Below are 20,331 nucleotides of genomic sequence, written 5' to 3'. Positions count from 1 at the left end.
CCCTACCGCGAAGCCCCCTACCCGGGGTGTGTGCCCCGGGCGAGGAGGACGGCGCCACGCAGGGACGACAGGCCGCCGAGTGAGGCGGCGCGTACCTGGGCGACCGGGTGGCCCGGCCTGGATAGCGCGTGCGCTCTTTCGGCCACCGTGCCGGCGAAGCCGGGCAGTCCGTCGGCGAATCCGCCACCGATCAGGACCAGTGCGGGACGGACGAGCTCGTTGAGGTTGACGATCGCCACCGCGAGCGCGTCGCAGCTCTCTCCGATCGCTGTGACGGCCCAGTCGTGTTCGTCGTGAAGGCCGTCCCTGAGCTCGGCGAAGGCGACGGGCCGGCCTCGTAGGTGGCCGGCCCTGCGCAGGGTGGCCGGGCCGGAGGCGACGGCCTGCACGCAGCCGCGTCGACCGCAGTCGCACCGGGGGCCCTTGGGGTCGACGACCACGTGACCGACCTCGCACGAGCCGCGGGCGGTCCCGGGGCAGAGGCGCCCGTCGAGGACGATGCCGCCGCCGACGCCGGTGCCGACTCCGAGGTAGGCGACGTCCGGGCAGTCCGCTTCGTCGGCCTCTGCGAGGGCTGCCAGGTCTCCGTCGTCCGCCCAGTGCACCGCGCTTCGGGGAAAGAGGGAGCGTAGAGCGGCACGGAGGTCCAGTCCGGTCCAGCTGGGGCGGCCCGGCCAGGTGGTCACCAGACCGTCCGCGCCCACGGTCGCCGGCATGGCGACGCCGACCGCCTCGACGGGCTGCTCGGTGCCGTCGAGCAGCGCGCGGACGTTCCTGGTGAGAGCTTCCAGGTCGTCCGCGACGCTGCTCGTCCGCGGCCACGGGAACACGGCGCTGCGGGACTGTGTACCGCCGTCGGTCTGCAGGGCGACCTTCGTGCCACCGACGTCGATCCCCAGGAACGTCACGCCGGCGAGGCGACGACGTCGAGGGTGAGAGTCAGGTGGCGGGCGGTCATGCCCTTGTCGGCGGTGATGCCGAAGGCGTACCGGTCGATCTTCGTGGTGGCCCGGAAGCTGATCTCTTCCGCGCCGCTGCTGGACTGCTCGATGAGGAGTTCCACCGGCCGGGTGGTGGCTCGGACGGTCAGCTCGCCGTGGAGGGTGTAGGAACCCTGGGACTCCCGTACCACGTCGGAGGTGAACGAGATGTGAGGGTGCGCGGCAGTAGCCAGGTACTTGTCGGAACGTACGACCTTGTCCCGCGTGTCGTTGCCGGTGGTGAAGCTGGCGGCGTCGACGACGGCCGTGGCGTCGGATTCCGCGGCTTCGGCCGCGATCCGGATCCGGCCGCTGAGGACGGAGAAGGAGCCGTCGACACCAGCGAGGCCGAAGACGTGTCGGGTGCGGAAGGTGATGGTGCTGCGCTCGGGGTCGATGGTGTAGGTGCCGGGGGCGGGCACGGTCAGGGAGTTCGCCGCTGTCTGGGACACGTTGCTACCTCTGTAGGGGGTTCGGGGGGCGTTCGCGGGAATGGAAGTCACCCGCAGTCGAGTTGGGCTCGTTCAGTCTTGACCACATCGCTGCGGAGATCCACAGGGAGGTCCTTGCGGCGTTTCACGTTGAGCTTCCGGTACACGCGGGTGAGGTGCTGCTCGACCGTGCTCGCGGTGATGTGGAGCTTGCCCGCGATCTCACGGTTGGTGCAGCCCATGACGGCCAGCGAGGCGACGCGCCGTTCCGATCCGGTGAGTGAGGGGATCCCGTCGGTGCTGCCGGAGGACGTCTCCGGGTTGTTGAAGTCACCTGTGGACGCGAGGAGTTCCTTCGTCAGGGGGCCGGCGTCGCACAGGTTGGCCACGTGCCAGGCCCTTCGGAAGACCATGCGCGCCCGCCGGTACTCCTCGAGTTGGTAGTAGCTGCGGTTGAGGTCGACGAGGGCTCTCGCCTGCTCGTAGCGGTCGCCGCAGTCCTCCAGCAGATCGAGCGCCTCGGTGAGCAGGTCCGGACGTCTGGCGGTGGGGCCCGTCGCGGCGAGCAGGCGCAGGGCGGAGCCCCGGATACGCGGCCGGTCCGCCCCCGCAGAGGTCAGCTGGTCGTGGAGGAGCCGCTTGGCCTGGTCGCGGTTGCCGAGTCGTAGCCAGGCTTCGGCCGCGCCGGTCCTCCAGGGCACGAGGGCTGCTGCGTCGAGACCCCAGCTGCGCATGAGTTCGCCGCAGGAGATGAAGTCGGCGAGCGCGGCGTGCGGGTGGTCGGTGGCGAGGTAGTAGTGGCCACGGGCATGGAGGTAGTGCAGCCCGTAGCGGCTCTGGAACATGCTGTCGGTCGCGGAGTACGTGAGGTGCTTCGCGGCTTCCTCGTAGTCGCCCATCCTCGTCACGGCGAGGATGAGGCTGCCCAGCGGAAAGCCGATCGCGACGCCCCACGCCTGGGGCGGCAGATGGGTGAGTGCCTGCCGGGCGTGTTCGGCGCCTGCTGCCAGGTCGCCCTGTCGGACGGCGATCTCCGCGCGTGTCGCGGAGGCCATCGCCGACCGGACGGGGGCCTCCCGTGAGTCCGTCTCGGCCAGGAGCTTGTCGCACTGGTCGGCCGCGCTGCGCAGGCGTCCCGCGCAGATCAGGCCGAGCAGGGCCAGTTGCACGGCTTCCTCGGTCCAGGGAGAGCTTCGGCCCAGGCCGAGGCCGAGGCCGTCCAGGACTCGCTCCGCACGGTCCGCGGCCGGTTCGCCGGGCCCGTCGGTCAGCAGAGCCGCCAGTTCGGCTGCCGACCGCAGCCACGGATCGCCGCGGGGGTCGGCGAGGCTGGGGGATCCGTCATCGGCGGGGCCTGGCCCCTGGTGTCTGCGGGCGAGCTGGGGATGGGTGGCGGCCAGCCACAGTTCGGCGTTCCGCGTCGGTGCGGCCTGCGAGGTGTCTCCGGCTTCGGGCCTGGCGCCGCGGATCCGTTCGAGTACGGTTTTCGCCTCGGCCGTGCGGCCGTGCCAGAGCAGGTGCCGGAGCAGGACCAGCAGGTCGCTGTGGGCCAGCTGACCGCTGCCGGCCGCCGCGGCCAGCGGGGTGAGGTGGCGCGCGGCCGCGGAGGGGTTGAGTTCCCATTCGGCCTGGGTCAGCCGCGCCCTGATGCCGGGCCGTTCCTGCTCGTTGCCGCAGGATCTGTGGGCGAGTGCGAGGCATTCCGTCGCGAACCCGGTCCTGCCCCCGAGCAGCGCCTGATCGGCGGCCTCCAGCAGCACCTGGACCGCCCACGGGCCCTGCGTGTGCTTGGACTCCACCAGGTGGTGGGCGACGGTCATGGCGGGCGCGCCCCGTGCGTGCATGAGCTGTGCGGCGCGGCGGTGCAGGGCAGCCCGGTCCGGTGTGTGCAGGCCGTCGAGGATGGTCGAGCGGGCAACCGGATGGCGGAACACGCCGTTGTCCGTGAGACCGGCCGCTTCCATGTCGTGCAGTGCGCGGCCGACCGCCTCGGTGTCGGCTCCGGCCAGCTGGGCCAGCGCCTTGACGTCCCCTTCCTGGTCGAGCACGGCCAGGGCGCGCGCCACCTGGGTGACGACGGGCTTGTCCCGGTAGAGGCAGTTGAGCAGTGCCAGCCCGTAACCCTGCGGCCGTGCCTCGCCGGCGAGGTGGTGGTCCTCGATGAGGGCGTGCAGGAGCAGGGGGTTGCCGCCACTGATCCGGAAGAAGTCGTCCACGCCCCAAGGGGCGTCCCGCCCCTCCGGCTTCCGTGGGGGGAGCCTGTGCTCCGGTTCGACGGAGCGTCCGGAGGGGCGGTCACGGAGCACCTCGGCGACGCCCGCCCGGGTGAGCGGTGCGAGGCGCAGCCGGTGGAACTGCGACTGGCGTCGTAGTTCCGCGCGGAACGGAGAGTGCTGCGCTCCAAGTTCCGCGTCCTCGGTCAGGACCGCCATGATCCGCGCGGATCCGATCCTGCGCACGATGTGGAGCAGACAGTGCAGGGACGAGTCGTCGGCGTGCTGGACGTCGTCGACGGCGATCAGCACAGGTGATTCCCCGGCCAGGTCGAGCAGCACGGCGCCGAGGCCCTGGAATATCTGGACGGCTTCCGGCTCGACGGTGTCCTGGTGGGTCCGGGGCAGAGCGTCCGAGGCCGCTCCCTCCTTCAGCAGCTGAGCGGCCCGGTCGGCTATGTCCAGGGGAAGGCTGGCGCTGTGCAGCAGCTGGGTCAGGACTCCGAGGGGCAGGGTGCGCTCCGCGCGCGAGCAGGTCGCGCGGAGCACGAGGACGTCCGTGGAGGCGCGCTCGGTGAACACGCGCAGGAGCTCGGTCTTGCCCGTGGTGACCGGGCCGTCGAGCACGACGACGTGTCCCCGTCTTCCGCGGCATTTGTCCAGCAGACCGTCCAGAGACCTCACGTGCTCGTCACGCTCGACCAAACGCACCCTTCCACCCCTGCCCTTGCACGGTTGTCACTGTCCCGGCGCGTCCCGCATCCGGGTAATGCTCAGATCGTCGGCTTCTTGGCGACCGCGATGACGTAGTCGATGGTGTCCAGCTCCTTCTTCAGCAGCTCCTGGTCACTCCAGTTCTGGCTGATTCCCTTGTACTGGGTGGGAGTGACCAGTTTCTTGTACTCGTCGCTCGCGATCTTCTCGACCATGAATGTGCGGTACTGCTCCCAGACCCGGTCCCGGATCGAATCGACTCGGTTCTCCTCGAATCCTGCCTTGGCCAGCTTGTCGGCGTAGACCCCGGAGGTGTACCAGTTCTCCTCGTCGTAACTGAGGAGTATCCAGCTGAGTGCGCGGGACTTGAGTTCCTTACGCACAACCGTGTCGTGTGTCGGGAGGACGTCCGCGACGGCGAGTACGCCGCCGGGCCGCAGGACCCGGAACGCTTCCTCGAAGAATGCGCTGCGCGGGTAGAAGTGGAATGCGGATTCGAGGGCGACGACCTTGTCGAAGGTGTTGTCCGGATAGGGGATGTCCGTGGCGGATCCCTGCTTGAATTCGAGCCGGTCCTCGAGCCCTTCCGCCTTGGCCCGTGCCTGTGCCGCCTCTATCTGGTGCGGGGTGATGTTCAGGCCGTGGATCTTCTTGGGCTGTCGGTTGCGCATCCAGGAGAAGTCCTGGTCGCCGTAGCCGAACCCCAGGTCGAGCACCGTGTCACCGGCCTCGATGCCTGCGGCGTCACCCAGCCGGGTGGCGAGCTCCTCCGCGGCCTCGTCGAGGCTGACGCATCCGTCGTTCCAGTACCCGAAGTTGCAGTACGTGGTGGTGCGGTCGACGAACTCGAAACTGGGTGGCATGAACTGGTAGAGGCGCCTGGTCCGCTTGACGGGGTCGCCCGTCGAGATCATCTGGATGAGCTTCCCGAACTGTTTGGCCGCTTCCAACATGGAGGTGATGCCTTTCGTGAGGTGGGGTGGACGTTCAGGCAGCGGTGCGGCCGAGACGGGCGCGCAGGTCTTCGACGAGCGCGGCCAGGTCGTCGGGGCCGTGCGCGACGCCGAAGAGATAGAAGTCCGGGCGTACGAGCATGCCGACGGCCCCGTCCGGCCCCTGGCCGGGCAGCCCGGCCAGGTAGGGCAGATAGAGGTCCTCGGCGTCGATGACCGCGTGTTCCCCCGCCTTCTCCGGCAGGGTCTCCGCAGGCAGTACGTGCACGAGGTGGCAGCCGAGTGTGTCGAGGAAGGCCAGGTCGGCGGTGTCGAGGAGCATGCGCGGGTCTTCGGCGCAGAGCAGGGTGAAGCCGGTGCCGACGATGTCGTCGAGGAGGCCCCGGGATCCGCCGCGCACCACCTCCGCCTGCGGGACGAGCTGGCCGGCCGACCGCGGGGATCCGTCGGACGTGGCGGCGCCGGTACGCAGGAGTCCGTCACTGAGGGAGTCGGCCAGCGAGGGCCCGTCCGGGGCTGCCTGGTCCCGGCCGCCGCGGGCGCGCATCCGGGCGGCGAGCATGAACGCGTCGCGCCCGGCCGCCGCGGCGCGGTCGGTCTGGCAGATGACGTTGCCGAGCGCGATGGACGTCTCGATGGCGGGCCGTACGTGTGCGCTACGTTCGAGGGTGTAGGTGTCGAGCAGGTCCTCGCCCGCGAGGCCGCCCAGGACGAGGTTCAGCTTCCACGCGAGGTTGGCGGCGTCACGGAAGCCCGAGCACATGCCCTGTCCGACGAAGGGCGGCATGACGTGTGCCGCGTCGCCCGCGACCAGCAGCCTCCCGGAGCGCCACTGGTCGGCGCAGGTGCCCTGCGTGGTGTAGACGGCGTGCCTCTCCAGGGTGGCGTTCTCCGGGGTGAGGTCGAACAGCCCCAGCAGTCGCCATACCGTCGTCTCCTGCCCGAGTTCCTCGATCGTCTCGCCGGGCATCCGCATGAACTCCCAGCGCCGGTGCCCAGGACCTGCGGAGACGGCGGTCCGGGGCCGGGCCGGGTCGCAGATCTGAAGGTTGTTGGGCGTGTAGTCGCGCTTGTCATGCGTCACGACGTCGCAGATGAGCCAGTCGTGCGTGAACCCGTAGTCGGTGACGGTCGTCTCGATGTGCCTGCCGACGAAGCTGTTGGCACCGTCGCAGCCGATGACCCAGCGGGCGCCGTAGGTGTGCCGGTTGCCGTCCGCGTCCTCCGTGACCACCTCCACGTGGTCCTCGTGGCTGGTCAGCTCGACCGCCGTCCGGCCGCGGTGCACGGTGACGCCGGGCAGTTCCGCTCCGCGTGCCGCGAGGGCGGCCTCCAGGCCGGGCTGGTACATCGAGGTCGACTCGGGCCAGCCCGACGGGCTCTTCCCCGGCACCTCCATGTGGATGAGGGTCTGTCCCCGGGCGTTCTCCCAGACGTACTCGCCGGTGGGTTCCCGTACGTCCTCGAGGCGGTCGGCGACACCCACGGCGGCGAGGATGCGGGCCGCCTCGCCGTCGTACGCGACGGCGCGGGGCATCGGATAGGGCTGCGGCCAGCGCTCGACCACGGTGACCGTGCGGCCGTGCTGGGCCAGCAGGATCGCCGCCAGTTGGCCCACCGGACCGTATCCGACGATCAGCACATCGGAGTTCACCACGTCTGTATCTCCCTGAATGCTGCGGCGGGGACCCGAACGGTATTCAGGACGACCCCAGTTCCTTGTCGATGAGCCCGAAGATCTCGTCGTCGGAGGCCGTGTCGAAGTCGAACGCGTCCTCCTCGTCATCGATCCGGCCCGCGGGCCCCCAGGAGGCGGTCAGTGCTTCCAGCCGCGACAGCCGCGACATGAGATCCGCTCGCAGCGCCTCGTCGGGGTCGGCGTGCGCGAACGCCGCCTCCAGCCGGTCGAGTTCGGCGGCCAGCACCAGCGGCTGCGGGCCGGCGGCCGGTGTGTCGGCCGGTTCCGGGCGGAGCCGCCCTGCCAGGCAGCCCGCAAGCGCCAGGGGGGTCGGGTAGTCGAAGATCAACGTCGCCGGCAGCCGGACCCCGGTGGCGGCGACCAGGCGGTTGCGGAGCTCCACGGCCGTCAGGGAGTCGAAGCCGACGTCCTTGAACGCCTGCTCGGAATCGATTGTCCCGGCGGTGCCGTGGCCGAGCACGGTCGCCGCCTCGGCGAGTACCAGCTCCAGCAGTGCCGTCTCGCGCTCCGGCTCCTTCAAGCCGGCCAGCTGCTGCGCCGGCACGCGCTCCGCTGCGGAGGCACCGCCGCGCGAGCTCTTGCGGGTGGCACGCACCAGGCCGCGCAGCAGCGGCGGTACGGCTGTGCCTTCCGCGCCGTACGCGCCGAGGGCGAGTTCGGCGGGCATCAGTTTCGCGTGTCCGAGGTGCAGTGCGGTGTCCAGCAGCTCCATGCCCTCCCGTGAGCTCAGGGCGTCCATGCCGCCGCGCCGGCCGCGCTCCAGCTCCGCGCTGCCGAGGCCGCCGGTCATGGCGGAAGCCTCGGCCCACAGTCCCCAGGCGAGGGACGTCGCGGGCAGTCCCAGGGCACGCCGGTGTTCGGCCAGGGAGTCGAGGAAGGCGTTGGAGGCCGCGTAGTTGGCCTGGCCCGGGGTTCCGAGGAGAGCGGAGGCCGACGAGAACAGCATGAAGACGGCCAGGTCGGTGTCCCGGGTCAGCTCGTGCAGGTGCCAGGCCGCGTCGGCCTTGGGCCGCAGCACGGTGTCCAGGCGTTCGGGGGTGAGTGCCGAGATCACACCGTCGTCCAGCACACCGGCGGCGTGGACGACACCGGTGAGGGGCCGTTCGGCGGGGATCGCTCCGATTACGTCGGCGAGTGCCCCACGGTCGGAGACGTCGCAGGCGGCGAACGTCACGTCCGCGCCCAGTCCGGCCAGTTCGGTCTCGAGGGCGCGGGCACCGGTGCTGCTTCCTCCACTGCGGCTGACCAGCAGCACGCCGCGTACTCCGTGCTCGGTGACCAGGTGCCGGGCGACCATCGCTCCCAGGGTTCCGGTGCCGCCGGTGATCAGCACGGTGCCCTGCCGGTCGAGCGGGCGTCCTTCGGCCGGCGCCTCGGAGGAGACCCGGGCCAGCCTGGGCACCCGCGCCTCACCGGCCCGGATGGCGAGCTGCGCCTCACCCGAGGCCACGGCACGCGGCAGTGCGCGCCGTGAGCCGTCCTCGGTGTCGATGTCGGCGAGGACGATGCGGTCCGGGTTCTCCGACTGGGCGGCACGCACCAGGCCCCACACGGCGGCGGCCGCCGGGTCGGTTCCGGGCAGGCATGCGTTGCGGGTGAGTACGACCAGCCGTGCGGAGGCCGGCCGGTCCTCGTCCAGCCAGGACCGCACGGCGTGCAGGGCCCGCCCCAGCAGGTCCCGTACCCGGGCAGGTCCTTCCGCGTCCGGCGTGTCGGTCAGGTCGGCGTACTCCAACCCCTGTGACGGGTCCGGGTGTTCCGGCAACGCCACGGCGGGCCAGTCCAGGTGGAACAGCCGGTCGTACGTCGCGGGCCCGGTCCGGAGCTGATCGGGGGACACCGGGCGGAAGACCAGGGACTCGACGGACATCACCGGTACGCCGTCCGCGTCGGTGGCCTCCAGCGCGAAGGCGTCCGGGCCTGCCGGGGTCACCTTGACGCGCAGGGCGCAGGCGCCCGACGCGTGCAGGGTCACTCCGGTCCATGCGAACGGAAGGAGGAGCCTGTCCTGTCCCATGCCGCCCAGGGCCCCGAAGCTCGCGGCGTGCAGCGCCGCGTCCAGCAGGGCGGGGTGGATGCCGAACTGCCGGGCATCGTCCTCGTGGTCATCGGGCAGGGTGACCTCGGCGAAGATCTCCTCGCCTCGGGTCCACACGGACCGCAGGCCTCTGAAGGCCGGACCGTACACGTAGCCCGCCTCCGCCATGGAGGGGTAGAAGTGGTCGGAGACGACCCGTCCGGCGCCTTCCGGCGGCCACTCCACGGCCCCGGGCAGCGGTGCCGTGCCGACCGTCGCCAGCAGACCTCCCGCGTGCCTGGTCCAAGGGGCGTCGGGGTCCTGGCCGGCGGGACGGGAATGGACGGCCACGGGGCGGCGGCCGGTCGCGTCCGGCGCGGCCACGGCGACCTGCAGCTGTACGGCGGCGTGGCCGGGCAGTACGAGAGGGGCTTCGATGACGAGTTCGTCGAGAACCGGGTACCCGGCCTCGTCGCCGGCCCGCACGACCGCTTCCACGAGCGCGGTGCCCGGCACCAGCACCTGTCCGCCCACCTCGTGGTCGGCGAGCCAGCCGTGGGTGGCCACGGACAGCCTGCCGGTGGCGAGCACCCCGTCGCTGTCCGGCAGTGTGACGGTGCCGCGGAGGAGCGGGTGGCCCGCGTCGGTGAGACCGGCCGCGCCCGCGTCCGGCATCGCACCGGCTGGGTCGAGCCAGTAGCGCCGGCGCTGGAAGGCGTACGTGGGCAGGTCGACCTTCCGTGCGCCGCTGCCCTCGAACAGAGCGGCCCAGTCCACCGGGACGCCCCGGACATGGAGTCGTGCGAGCGCTGAGACGACCGCTTGCGGTTCGGGTCTGTCACGTCGCAGCGTCGGGACCGCCGCGATGGTTTCCGCGACGTCGCTGAGGCAGTCCTGGACCATCGCGGTGAGGACACCACCCGGGCCGAGCTCCAGGAAGGTGCTGACGCCCTGGCTGTGCAGGGTGCGCACGGCATCGTGGAAGCGCACGGGCCGCCGCACCTGGTCGGTCCAGTGGTCCGGGCTGCACAGGACGTCGGCGCCGGCCGCTTCGGGGGCGCTGGTCGACACGACGTCGATGCGAGGTGGCTGGAAGTCGAGCTGTTCCACGACCGCGCGGAACGCGTCGAGCATCGGGTCCATCAGCGGGGAGTGGAAGGCGTGGCTGACCCGGAGCCTCCTGGTCTCGGTGCCGCGTCCGGTGAACTCCGCCGCCAGTTCCTGAACGGCCTGCTCGTCGCCGGAGAGCACCACGGCGGAGGGCCCGTTGACCGCCGCGATGCTCACCCGGTGCTCCAGGCCGGCGAGCAGGGGGAGCACCTCCTCCTCGGAGGCGGCGACGGCGATCATGGAGCCGCCCGTGGGCAGGGCCTGCATGAGCGCCCCGCGTGCGGCGACCAGCGCGCATGCGTCGGACAGCGACAGGACCCCGGCGACGTGTGCGGCGGCGATCTCACCCACCGAGTGTCCGGCGACGGCGTCGGGCCGTACGCCCCAGGACTCCATCAGACGGAACAGGGCCACTTCGACGCTGAACAAGGCCGCCTGGGCCATCGCCGTCTGTTCCAGCTGAGCGGGATCGCTCCCCAGGAGCACGCTGTGCAGGGGACGTCCCAGGCGCGGGTCGAGTTCCGCGCACGCCTCGTCGAAGGCTTCTGCGAACGCGGGGTAGGCGTCGTACAGTTCACGCCCCATGCCGAGGCGTTGCGCGCCCTGGCCGGTGAACAGGACGGCGGTCCGGCCGGCCGCGCGCGTGCCCTGTACGAGCGTGCCGGCGGCCTCGCCTTGCGTGAGGGCTCGCAGCCCCGGCAGCGGGGCCTCGCCGTCCCCGGCCACGATCACCGCGCGGTGTTCCAGGTCCGACCGTGCGGTGAGGGAGTACGCGACGTCGGCGGGGTCGGGGCCGTCGGGCCCCTCCAGGACGGGCAGCAGGCGTGCGGCCTGGGCGGACAGCGCTTCCGAGGTGCGTGCGGAGAGCAGCCACGGGACGGCGGGTGGGGTCCTGCGTGCCTCGGGGGTGGCCGCTCCTTCGACGGGTGCCTGCTCCAGGATGACGTGGCCGTTGGTGCCGCTGATCCCGAAGGACGACACCCCGGCCCGTCGGGGCCGGTTCAGGTCGGGCCACTCCTGGGCCTCGGTCAGCAGCTCCACCGCGCCGGACGTCCAGTCGATGTGCGGGGAGGGTTCGTCGACGTGGAGGGTCCGGGGCAGTACGCCGTGGCGCATCGCCATCACCATCTTGATCACGCCGGCCACACCGGCGGCGGCCTGTGTGTGACCGATGTTGGACTTGAGCGAGCCCAGCCACAGCGGGTGGCCCTCGGGCCGGTTCCGGCCGTATGCGGCGAGTACCGCGTGTGCCTCGATCGGGTCGCCCAGCGTCGTCCCCGTGCCGTGGGCCTCCACGACGTCCACGTCGGGCGCGGTGAGACCGGCGTCGGCCAGGGCCTGCCGGATGACCCGTTGCTGGGACGTCCCGTTGGGGGCCGTCAGTCCGTTGCTCGCACCGTCCTGGTTGATCGCTGTGCCGCGCACGACGGCGAGGACGGGGTGTCCGTTGCGTCGGGCGTCGGACAGCCTCTCGACGAGCAGGAGTCCTGCTCCCTCGGACCAGCCGGTGCCGCCGGCGGAGGCAGCGAAGGCACGGCATCTGCCGTCCGTGGAGAGCCCTCGCTGACGGGAGAACTCCACGAAGCCGTCAGGTGTGGCCATGACGGTCACCCCGCCGGCCATCGCCAGGTCGCATTCGCCGGAGCGCAGTGCCTGGGCGGCCATGTGGAGGGCGACCAGCGAGGAGGAGCAAGCGGTGTCCACCGTGACGGCGGGGCCTTCGAGACCGAGGGTGTAGGCGACCCGGCCGGACAGCACGCTGGACGCGTTGCCGGTGACGAAGTATCCCTCGGCTCCTCTGCGGGCGGGGCTCTGCCCCGTGCCGTAGTCCTGGTGCATGGCGCCGACGAAGACGCCCGTCCGGCTGCCGTGCAGGGAGGCGGGGTCGATGCCTGCCCGCTCGACCACTTCCCAGGCCGTCTCCAGCAGGACGCGTTGCTGCGGGTCCATGGCCAGCGCCTCGCGCGGCGATATCCCGAAGAAGGCGGCGTCGAAGTCCCCGGCGTCGTACAGGAAGCTGCCGTGGCGCACGTAGGACTTCCCGGTCTGCCCGGGGTCCGGGTCGAAGAGGTTGTCGACGTCCCAGCCGCGGTCGGTGGGAAAGTCGGAAACCGCGTCGCCGCCGCCCGCGACGAGGTTCCACAGGTCTTCCGGCGAGGCGATCCCGCCCGGCAGCCGGGCACTCATGGCGACGATCACGATCGGGTCGTCGTCGCGTGCCGCACCGGGGACGGGGGCCGAGGTGGCGTCCTGTTCCCCCAGGAGCAGGCCGCGCAGATGGGCGGCGAGGGCGGTGGGGGTGGGGTGGTCGAAGACGATCGTGGACGGCAGCGCGACGCCGGCCTCGGTGGCCAGACGGTTACGCAGGTCCAGCGCGGTCATGGAGTCGAAGCCCTGGTCGCGGAAGGCGCGGTTCGCGTCCACCGCGTCCGCCCCTGAGTGACCGAGCACGGCGGCGGACTGTGCCCGCACCAGATCGAGCACGAGCCTCTCGCGCTCGGGGCCGGCGAGCGCGGCGAGACGCCCGGCCGTTCCCGAGGTGTCCCGCTTCTCTTCCTCCTCGTCAGCTCCGGTGCCCCGGACCCCGGGGACGTCGGAGATGAGCGGGCTGGGACGGGCCATGGTGAACGCGGCACCGAACCGCTGCCAGTCCATGTGCGTCACCGACACGCAGGTGTCGTCGTGCTCGACGGCGCGCATCAGCGCCGAGACGGCCGCCCCGGGCTCCATCTCGAGTACGCCCGCCCGCCTGAGGCGTTCGGACGCGCCGTCCCGCGCTCCGAGTCCGATGCCGCCGCCCCAGGCGCCCCAGGCGACGGAGGTCGCCGTGCGGCCCCGGGCGCGGCGCCGTTCGGCGAGGGAGTCCAGGAAGGCGTTGGCCGCGGCGTAGGCGCTCTGGCCTCCGCCGCCCCAGACACCGGAGTTGGACGACATCAGGACGAAGGCGTCCAGGTCGGTGTCCCCGAGCAGTTCGTCGAGGTGTGCGGCGCCGGCCGCTTTGCCCGCGAGGACGGCGGCGAAGTCGTCGGGGGCGGTGTCCGCGAGCAGGCTGTTCTGCCCGACGCCCGCGGCGTGCACCACTGCGGTGAGCGTGCCCGGCAACGAAGCGAGGAGGTGGCGCACCGCGTCCCGGTCGGCGACGTCGCACGCGTGGAGGGTCACCTCGGCCCCGGAGGCACGTATCTCGTCGGCCAGTTGCTCGGCTCCGGGGGTCTGCGGGCCGCGCCGGCCGGTCAGGACCAGATGAGCGGCGCCGTCGGACGCGAGCCTGCGGGCCACCTCGGCGCCGACGCCCCCGGTCCCGCCGGTCACCAGGACGGTGCCGCGGGGCTTCCAGCGGCGGTGGGCGGGAGCACCGGCCGTCGGTGCCGGCACGAGGCGGCGGGCGAAGACCCCGGTCGGACGGACGGCCAGCTGGTCCTCGCCGTCGGGAGCGCTCAGCGCGGTGGTCAACCGGGTCATCGCCCGGTCGTCGAGGGTGTCGGGCAGATCCACCAACCCGCCCCAGCGGCGCGGCAGTTCCAGTGCGACGACTCGGCCGAGTCCCCACACCATCGCCTGCGCCGGGCTGGGTTCCGGGCTGCCGGGGCCCGTCGCGACCGCACCGCACGTGAGCGCCCAGACCGGGGCGTCGACGGAACTCGCCTCGAGCGCGGTCAGGAGCAGGACCGTGGCGGCCAGGCCGGCAGTGTGGGCGGGGGCTCCTGACACGGGCCGTTCGTCGAAGGCCAGCAGGGACAGCACGCCGCTGATCCCGCCGGGCTGCCCGGCTTCCTCCCGGATGCGTGCGGCGAGCTCGGCCGTGTCGGTGCCCCGGGCGTTCACCTCCATCCGTACGCACTCGGAGCCACGGGCGCGCAGCCCGTCGAGGACGCCGTGGGCGCGTCCGCCGGTGGCGTCGGACGCCGCGGGCACCATCACGAGCCATCTGCCGGGCAGTTCGTCACGGCCCGCACCGGCCAGACGTTTCCAGGTCACCCGGTAACGCCAGGTGTCGCCGGCGGACCTCTCGCGGTACCGCCGACGCCAGTCGGCCAGCACCGGCAGCGCGTCGGCGACCGCGCCGAACGCGTCGGCGTCCGCCCGGCCACCCGCCGTCAGGGAAGCGGCCAGGCCCTCCAGGTCCTCGCTGTCGACGGCCTTCCAGAACGCCGCCTCCACGGGATCCGCCGGCGCACCCGCGCCGTGGGCGCTCCGGTCCGAGGGGGCCTGGAGCCAGAAGCGGCGGCGCTGGAACGCGTAGGTGGGCAGGTCGGCGTCCGCACGTGCGGACGGGGTGGGCCAGTCGACGGCCAGGCCGCGCACCCAGGCCCCGGCGAGCGAGGTGAGCAGTCGCCGTGTGCCTCCGTCGTCCCGGCGCAGGGTGCCGACGACGGTGACGGCGCCGCCGCCCGTGTGCTCGGCGGTGGCCTGTACCGCCGGTACCAGAACGGGGTGCGAGCTGACTTCCACGAAGAAGCCGAAGCCCTGCGCCAGGAGGGCTCGTACCGCCTCCTCCATCCGTACGGTCCCACGGAGGTTGCGGTACCAGTACTCCGCGTTCAGCTCTCGCGTGTCCATCCATCGGTTGTGGACGGTGGAGTAGAAGGGGATGTCCGAGCGGCGGGGGCCGATCGGGGCCAGTGCGCTCGCGAGTTCCGCCTCGATGCGCTCGACGTGCGCGGAGTGGGAGGCGTAGTCCACGGGGATCCTGCGGACCCGGACGCCCTCGGACGTCAGTTCGGCGGCCATGGCGTCCAGTGCCTCGGGTGCTCCGGCGACGACCACGGACGACGGCCCGTTGACGGCCGCGAGTGACAGGTGTTCCCCGTCCGAGGTGCGGTCCAGCCGTCGGCCCGCCTCTTCGGCGGACAGGGCGACCGACATCATGCCGCCCCGGCCGGCCAGGTGCTGGGCGATGGCACGACTGCGCAGCGCCACGACCCGTGCGGCGTCCGGCAGGGAGAGCGCTCCGGCGATGCAGGCCGCGGCGATCTCCCCCTGCGAGTGACCGACGACCGCGTCGGGCTCGACGCCGTGGGACCTCCATACCTGTGCGAGCGAGACCATGACGGCGAACGACACGGGCTGGACGACGTCGACCCGGTCGAGCGTGGGTGCTCCGGGGACCTGCCGGACCACATCGGTCAGCGACCAGTCGACGTGCGGTGCGAGGGCCTCCGCGCACAGGGCCATGTGCCGAGCGAACGCCGGTGACACGTCGAGCAGTTCGGCGCCCATCCCGGCCCACTGGGAGCCCTGGCCGGGCAGCACGAAGACCACCTTGCCCTCGGTGTCGGCGCTGCCCGAGACGACGGACGTCGTGGGCCGGCCGACGGCCAGCGCGTCCAGGGCGGCCCGTGCCTCTTCGACGTCGTCGGCCACGACGACGGCCCGCTGTTCCAGCGCGGCCCGGGTGGTCGCCAGCGCGTGCGCGACGTCGCCGAGTTCGAGTCGCGGACGGTTCGCGAGATGCTCCGCGAGGCGTGCGGCCTGGGCGGCGAGGGCCCGGCCCCCGCGCGCGGAGACCAGCAGGGGCAGAGTCCCATGTCCGCCGCCCGCGTCCCCGTCGCGTTCGCTTACCCGGGCGGCCTCGGGAACGTGCTCCAGGATGACGTGGGCGTTCGTACCGCTGACCCCGAACGAGGACACCGCGGACCGGCGCGGCCGCCCGGTCTCGGGCCAGTCGCGGGCCTCCGTCAGCAGTTCCACCGCGCCCGACGCCCAGTCGACGTGGGGTGACGGCGCATCGACGTGAAGGGTCCCCGGCAGCACGCCGTGCCGCATCGCCATCACCATCTTGATCACGCCCGCCACACCGGCGGCGGCCTGGGCGTGCCCGATGTTCGACTTCAGCGAGCCCAGCCACAGCGGGCGGTCCGCGGACCGGTCCTGCCCGTAGGTGGCCAGGAGGGCCTGTGCCTCGATCGGGTCGCCCAGGGTGGTACCCGTCCCGTGCGCCTCGACCGCGTCCACCTCGTGCCCGGCCAGGCGGGCGTTGGCCAGCGCCTGGCGGATGACCCGGCGCTGCGCGGGTCCGCTGGGAGCGGTCAGGCCGTTGCTGGCACCGTCCTGGTTGACCGCCGATCCGCGCAGCAGCGCCAGTACCCGGTGCCCGTTGCGCTGCGCGTCCGAGAGCCGTTCGAGGAGCAGTACGCCGACGCCCTCGGACCAGGAGGTGCCGTCCGCGGCCGCCGCGAAGGCCTTGCACCTGCTGTCCGGTGCCAGTGCGCGCTGTCGGGAGAACTCGATGAAGGAGCCGGGCTTGGCCATGACCGCCGCTCCTCCGGCCAGCGCCATGGAGCATTCGCCGGACCGCAGTGCCTGCGCCGCCAGGTGCAGTGCCACCAGCGAGGAGGAGCAAGCGGTGTCCACCGTGATCGCCGGGCCCTCCAGGCCGAGGGTGTAGGCGACGCGGCCCGAGACGACACTGCCCGCGGTACCCGTGCCGATGTATCCGCCGACGCCCTCGGGGGCGTCTGCGGCGTCGGTGCCGTAGTCGTGGTGCATGAGCCCGGAGAACACACCGACGTTCTCCCCGCGCAGCGACGTCGGGTCGATGCCCGCCCGCTCGAAGACCTCCCACGACGCCTCGAGCAGCAGCCGTTGCTGCGGGTCCATCGCCAGCGCCTCACGCGGGGAGATCCCGAAGAAGTCGGCGTCGAAGTCGCCGGCGTCGTGGAGGAAACCGCCCTCGCGGACGTACGTGGTGCCCTGCCTGTCCGGGTCGGGGTCGTACAGCGCCTCGACGTCCCAGCCTCGGTCGTCGGGAAACGGGGTGACACCGTCCAGGCCGAGCTCGACGAGCTGCCACAGCTCCTCGGGGGAGGTGATTCCGCCGGGCAGCCGGCAGCCCATGGCGACGATGGCGACCGGTTCGCCGGACACCACCGTGGAGGGCGCGGGCGGAGTGACGGCCGGATCGTCGTCGAGCAGCAGGGCCCTCAGATGGCGGGCGAGGGCCGTCGGTGTCGGGTGGTCGAAGGCGGCGGTCGCCGACATGCGCAGGCCGGTCGCCCCGGTCAGGGCGTTCCGCAGGGCCACGGCCGCGACGGAGGTGAAGCCGAGTTCCTTGAAGGCCCTGTCCGCGCCGACGGTCGCGTCCTCCGGCAGGTCCAGGACTCGGGCAGCGTGGGTGCGCACGAGTTCCAGGAGCATCCGCCCCCGCTCGTTGTCCGGGACGGCGAGCAGCTCTGCGCGCAGTGCGGCGCTGCCGGCCTCGTCCGGAGCGGCCGCGCGGGGAGTCACCTCGATGACACCGCGCAGCGGGGCGGGGACGTCGTCGGTGTGGAGCGTCCCGGTGTCCAGCCGCATCGGCACCAGGACGGCATGGTCCACGGTCCGGGCGGCGTCGGACATGGCGCGGCAGTCGTGTGCCGTCAGACGGCCGACGCCCGCGGGCGTCGGGGTCCCCGTGTCGCCGTCGTGCGCTTCCGAGGGACCCCAGGCGAGGGACAGTGCGGCGTGTCCCGCGGCACGGCGGTTCTGTGCCAGTCCGTCGAGGAAGGCGGCGACGGCACCGTGTCCGGGCGGTTCGGCCGCCCCGAGCAGACCGGCCGCCGAGGAGTGGAGTACGAACGCGTCGAGGCCGGCGTCGAGGGTCGATTCGTGCAGGTTCAGGGCCCGGAGCGCCGCCGCCCGCAGGGGGTCCTCCCCGGCCCCGGTGTCCGCCCCGGGGGTGTGCACCACGGCGGTGAGGGGACGCCGGATCCGGGTCAGTACGTCGGCGAGTGCGGCACGGTCGGTGAGGTCACAGGCCGCAAGCACGACCCTGGCGCCGGCCCGGGTCAGCTCGTCCTCGAGCTCGACCGCGGCTCGGTCGCGGGGGCCTCCGTCACTGACCAGCATCACATGGCGGACGCCGTGCGCGATGACGAGGTGCCGTGCGGCTGCCGCCGCGTCCGGCCCGTCGGCGCCGGTGACCAGGACCGTGCGCCGGGGGTCGGGCGCGGGTTCCCGCTCGCCAGGCGCGGGGGCGGCCGCGCGGGTCAGCCTGGGCAGCAGCGCTACGCCGGAGCGGACCGCGAACTGCGGTTCGTCGCCCGGCAGCAGGGTGGGCAGCACCGCACCCGCCTGCGCGTCGGTGACGTCCATGTCGGCGAGCACGACACGCCCGGGGTGCTGCCTCTGGACGTCGCGCAGGCCGCCCCACAGCGCGGCCTGCCACAGGTCGGGGATCTCCTCGTCGGACGCGGTGGCGACCGCTCGCCTGGTCGCGAGCAGCAACTGCCCGCCGCTGAAGCGTTCGTCGGCCAGCCAGGCGGTGACCGTGCCGGTCAGCTCGTGCACCGTCCGGCCGTCGGTGGAATCCGCGACCGGGGCCAGCACCGTGACGTCCGGGACCGCTTGCCCGGTGGCGGACACGGCGTCCCGCAGCGCCCCCGCGTCGGAGTGGCATGACACCTCCATGCCCTGGTCGAGCAACCCCTGCGTCAGCTCTTCCGTACCGGGACCGACCAGCGCCCACCGGCCGGGAGCCACGGCCGGCGGCGGCACCGAGGGCAGCGGGATCCAGTCCAGCCGGAACAGCGACTCGTAATGGCTGGCTCCGGCCGCGCGCAGTCGCGCGGGCTGTTCGAGGAGGACGTGCCGGGTGATCTTGCCGGATGCCGTACGGGGCACCCGGGCGATCTCGTAGAGCTCCTCGGGCACCTTGTAGTACGAGAGCTCCTCACGGCAGGCCGCGAACAGCGCCTGCGGGTCCAGCCCTTCGGGCCCGGGCACCAGACAGGCCACCGGCACCTCACCGAGCGTCTCGTGCGGTCGGCCGACCACGGCCACGTCCGCCACGCCCGGGACCCGCCGGAGGACCTCCTCGATCTCACCGGGATGGATGTTCTCCCCACCGCGGATGATGAGTTCCTTGATGCGCCCGGTCACGGTGAAGTAGCCGGCGGCGTCGCGCCTGGCCAGGTCGCCGGTGCGGTACCAGCCGTGCCGGATCGCCTCGGCGGTGGCCTCGGGCTGGTTGTGGTAGCCGGCCATCACGCTGGGCCCGCTCACCCAGACCTCGCCCTCACGCTCCGCGGGGACGTCCTCTCCGGTCTCCGGGTCCACGAGACGCACGCCGAGACCGGGCACCGGAAGACCGCAGGAACCCTCGACCCGGGCGCCGGTCGGCCAGTTGATGGTGATGGAACCGCACGTCTCGGTGGATCCGTACGCGTCGAGCAGCGGCGCCCCGAAGGCCTCCTCGAACGAGCGGCGCAGTGACGCGGTGGTGATGGCTCCGCCGACGAGGCACATCCGCAGGTGTGGCGCCTTGAAGCCCTGCCGGCGCGCGGCCCGCACCAGGTAGTGGTACATGGTGGGCACACCTGCGAGGAAGGTCGCCGAGTCCTCGCGCAGCGCGTCCAGGACCTCATCGGCCTCGAACCCGTCCACGATCCGGGCCGTCGCGCCGACCGCGGTGACACCGAGCACGCACGCGATGTGGGACAGGCTGTGGAAGAGCGGAAGGGGCCACACCACCCTGTCCTCGGAGTTCAGCCCCGGCACGGGTGCGTAGCAGGCGGCCACCGACCACAAGCAGTTGCGCTGCGTGGACAGGACGCCTTTGGGCCGGCCCGTGGTCCCCGAGGTGTAGAGCATCCACGCGAGGTCGTCGAGTCCCAGGTCGTCCCGGGGCCCGACAGCCGGTTCGGTGCCTGCGAGGGTCTCGAAGCGCAACGCCCCTTCGGGCGCGTCGCCGGTGATGACGACCCGCACGTCACCCCGGTCCCCCAGGACCCGTCCGAGCTGGTCGGCGTGGGCGGCGTCGGTGATGACGACGCGCGCGTTGCTGTCCTCGAGCAGATACGAGAGTTCGGCGTCGGTGGCACGCGGGTTGAACGGCGAGCCGATGGCACCCGCTCTGACGACCGCCAGGTAGCTCTCGATGACTTCGACGCAGTTGCCGAGGTAGATCGCCACGCAGTCGCCCGGCTGCAGCCTCATCTGCACGAGGTGACCGGCGATGTTCCCCGAGCGGCGCTCCAGCTCGGCGTAGGTCACGCTCCGGCGGGCGTCCCGGAAGGCGACCTTGTCCCCGAACCGGTCGGCGTGCGCCTTCAGGAGTTCGGGCAGCGGCCGTATCAGTTCGGTACGCAGCATCTCACCACTCCGTCGGTCGGCGAGGCACCTCGCACGGGCCGGTATCCGTTGCCACCCACGGAAGTGGGCGAGTCACCGCTCAGTCTCGGTCGCGCCAATCCCCCGCCCTACCCCTACCGGCCCCCTAGGGCATCCCTAACTCC

Annotated in this window: 6 protein-coding genes; all 6 read right to left on the bottom strand. The window is 72.4% G+C overall.

From position 1 onward, the window contains the following. Positions 1-17: 17 nt before the first annotated feature. Positions 18-908 carry an ROK family protein gene (locus HED23_RS14535; protein ID WP_203183846.1) on the bottom strand — a complete coding sequence of 297 codons (891 nt, stop codon included), beginning with the start codon at positions 906-908 and terminating at the stop codon, positions 18-20. Then, positions 905-1,432, bottom strand: coding sequence for a YceI family protein (locus tag HED23_RS14530; RefSeq protein WP_203183845.1), 528 nt, complete (start codon positions 1,430-1,432; stop codon positions 905-907). Before HED23_RS14530 ends, HED23_RS14535 begins: the two co-directional genes overlap by 4 nt. Positions 1,433-1,479: 47 nt before the next feature. Next, positions 1,480-4,335 carry a helix-turn-helix transcriptional regulator gene (locus tag HED23_RS14525; protein WP_203183844.1) on the bottom strand — a complete coding sequence of 952 codons (2,856 nt, stop codon included), beginning with the start codon at positions 4,333-4,335 and terminating at the stop codon, positions 1,480-1,482. A gap of 62 nt (positions 4,336-4,397) precedes the next feature. After that, positions 4,398-5,291, bottom strand: coding sequence for an SAM-dependent methyltransferase (locus HED23_RS14520; protein WP_203183843.1), 894 nt, complete (start codon positions 5,289-5,291; stop codon positions 4,398-4,400). Positions 5,292-5,325: 34 nt separating this feature from the next. Then, complete coding sequence (locus HED23_RS14515; protein ID WP_238441947.1) at positions 5,326-6,948, bottom strand: bifunctional 3-(3-hydroxy-phenyl)propionate/3-hydroxycinnamic acid hydroxylase; 1,623 nt, start codon at positions 6,946-6,948, stop codon at positions 5,326-5,328. A 43-nt stretch (positions 6,949-6,991) separates the two neighbouring features. Beyond that, positions 6,992-20,188, bottom strand: coding sequence for a type I polyketide synthase (locus HED23_RS14510; RefSeq protein WP_203183841.1), 13,197 nt, complete (start codon positions 20,186-20,188; stop codon positions 6,992-6,994). Positions 20,189-20,331: the final 143 nt, after the last annotated feature.

It is taken from the genome of Streptomyces pratensis, from assembly GCF_016804005.1.
GTDB lineage: Bacteria > Actinomycetota > Actinomycetes > Streptomycetales > Streptomycetaceae > Streptomyces > Streptomyces pratensis_A.
Note: the sequence above shows the minus strand (reverse complement) of the source record. Positions and strands in the feature narration are given on the sequence as shown.

Excerpts from the sequence above, each read along its gene's own strand:
- HED23_RS14520 (WP_203183843.1), bottom strand. The coding sequence starts at position 5,291 with ATGTTGGAAGCGGCCAAACAGTTCGGGAAGCTCATCCAGATGATCTCG.
- HED23_RS14510 (WP_203183841.1), bottom strand. The coding sequence starts at position 20,188 with ATGCTGCGTACCGAACTGATACGGCCGCTGCCCGAACTCCTGAAGGCG.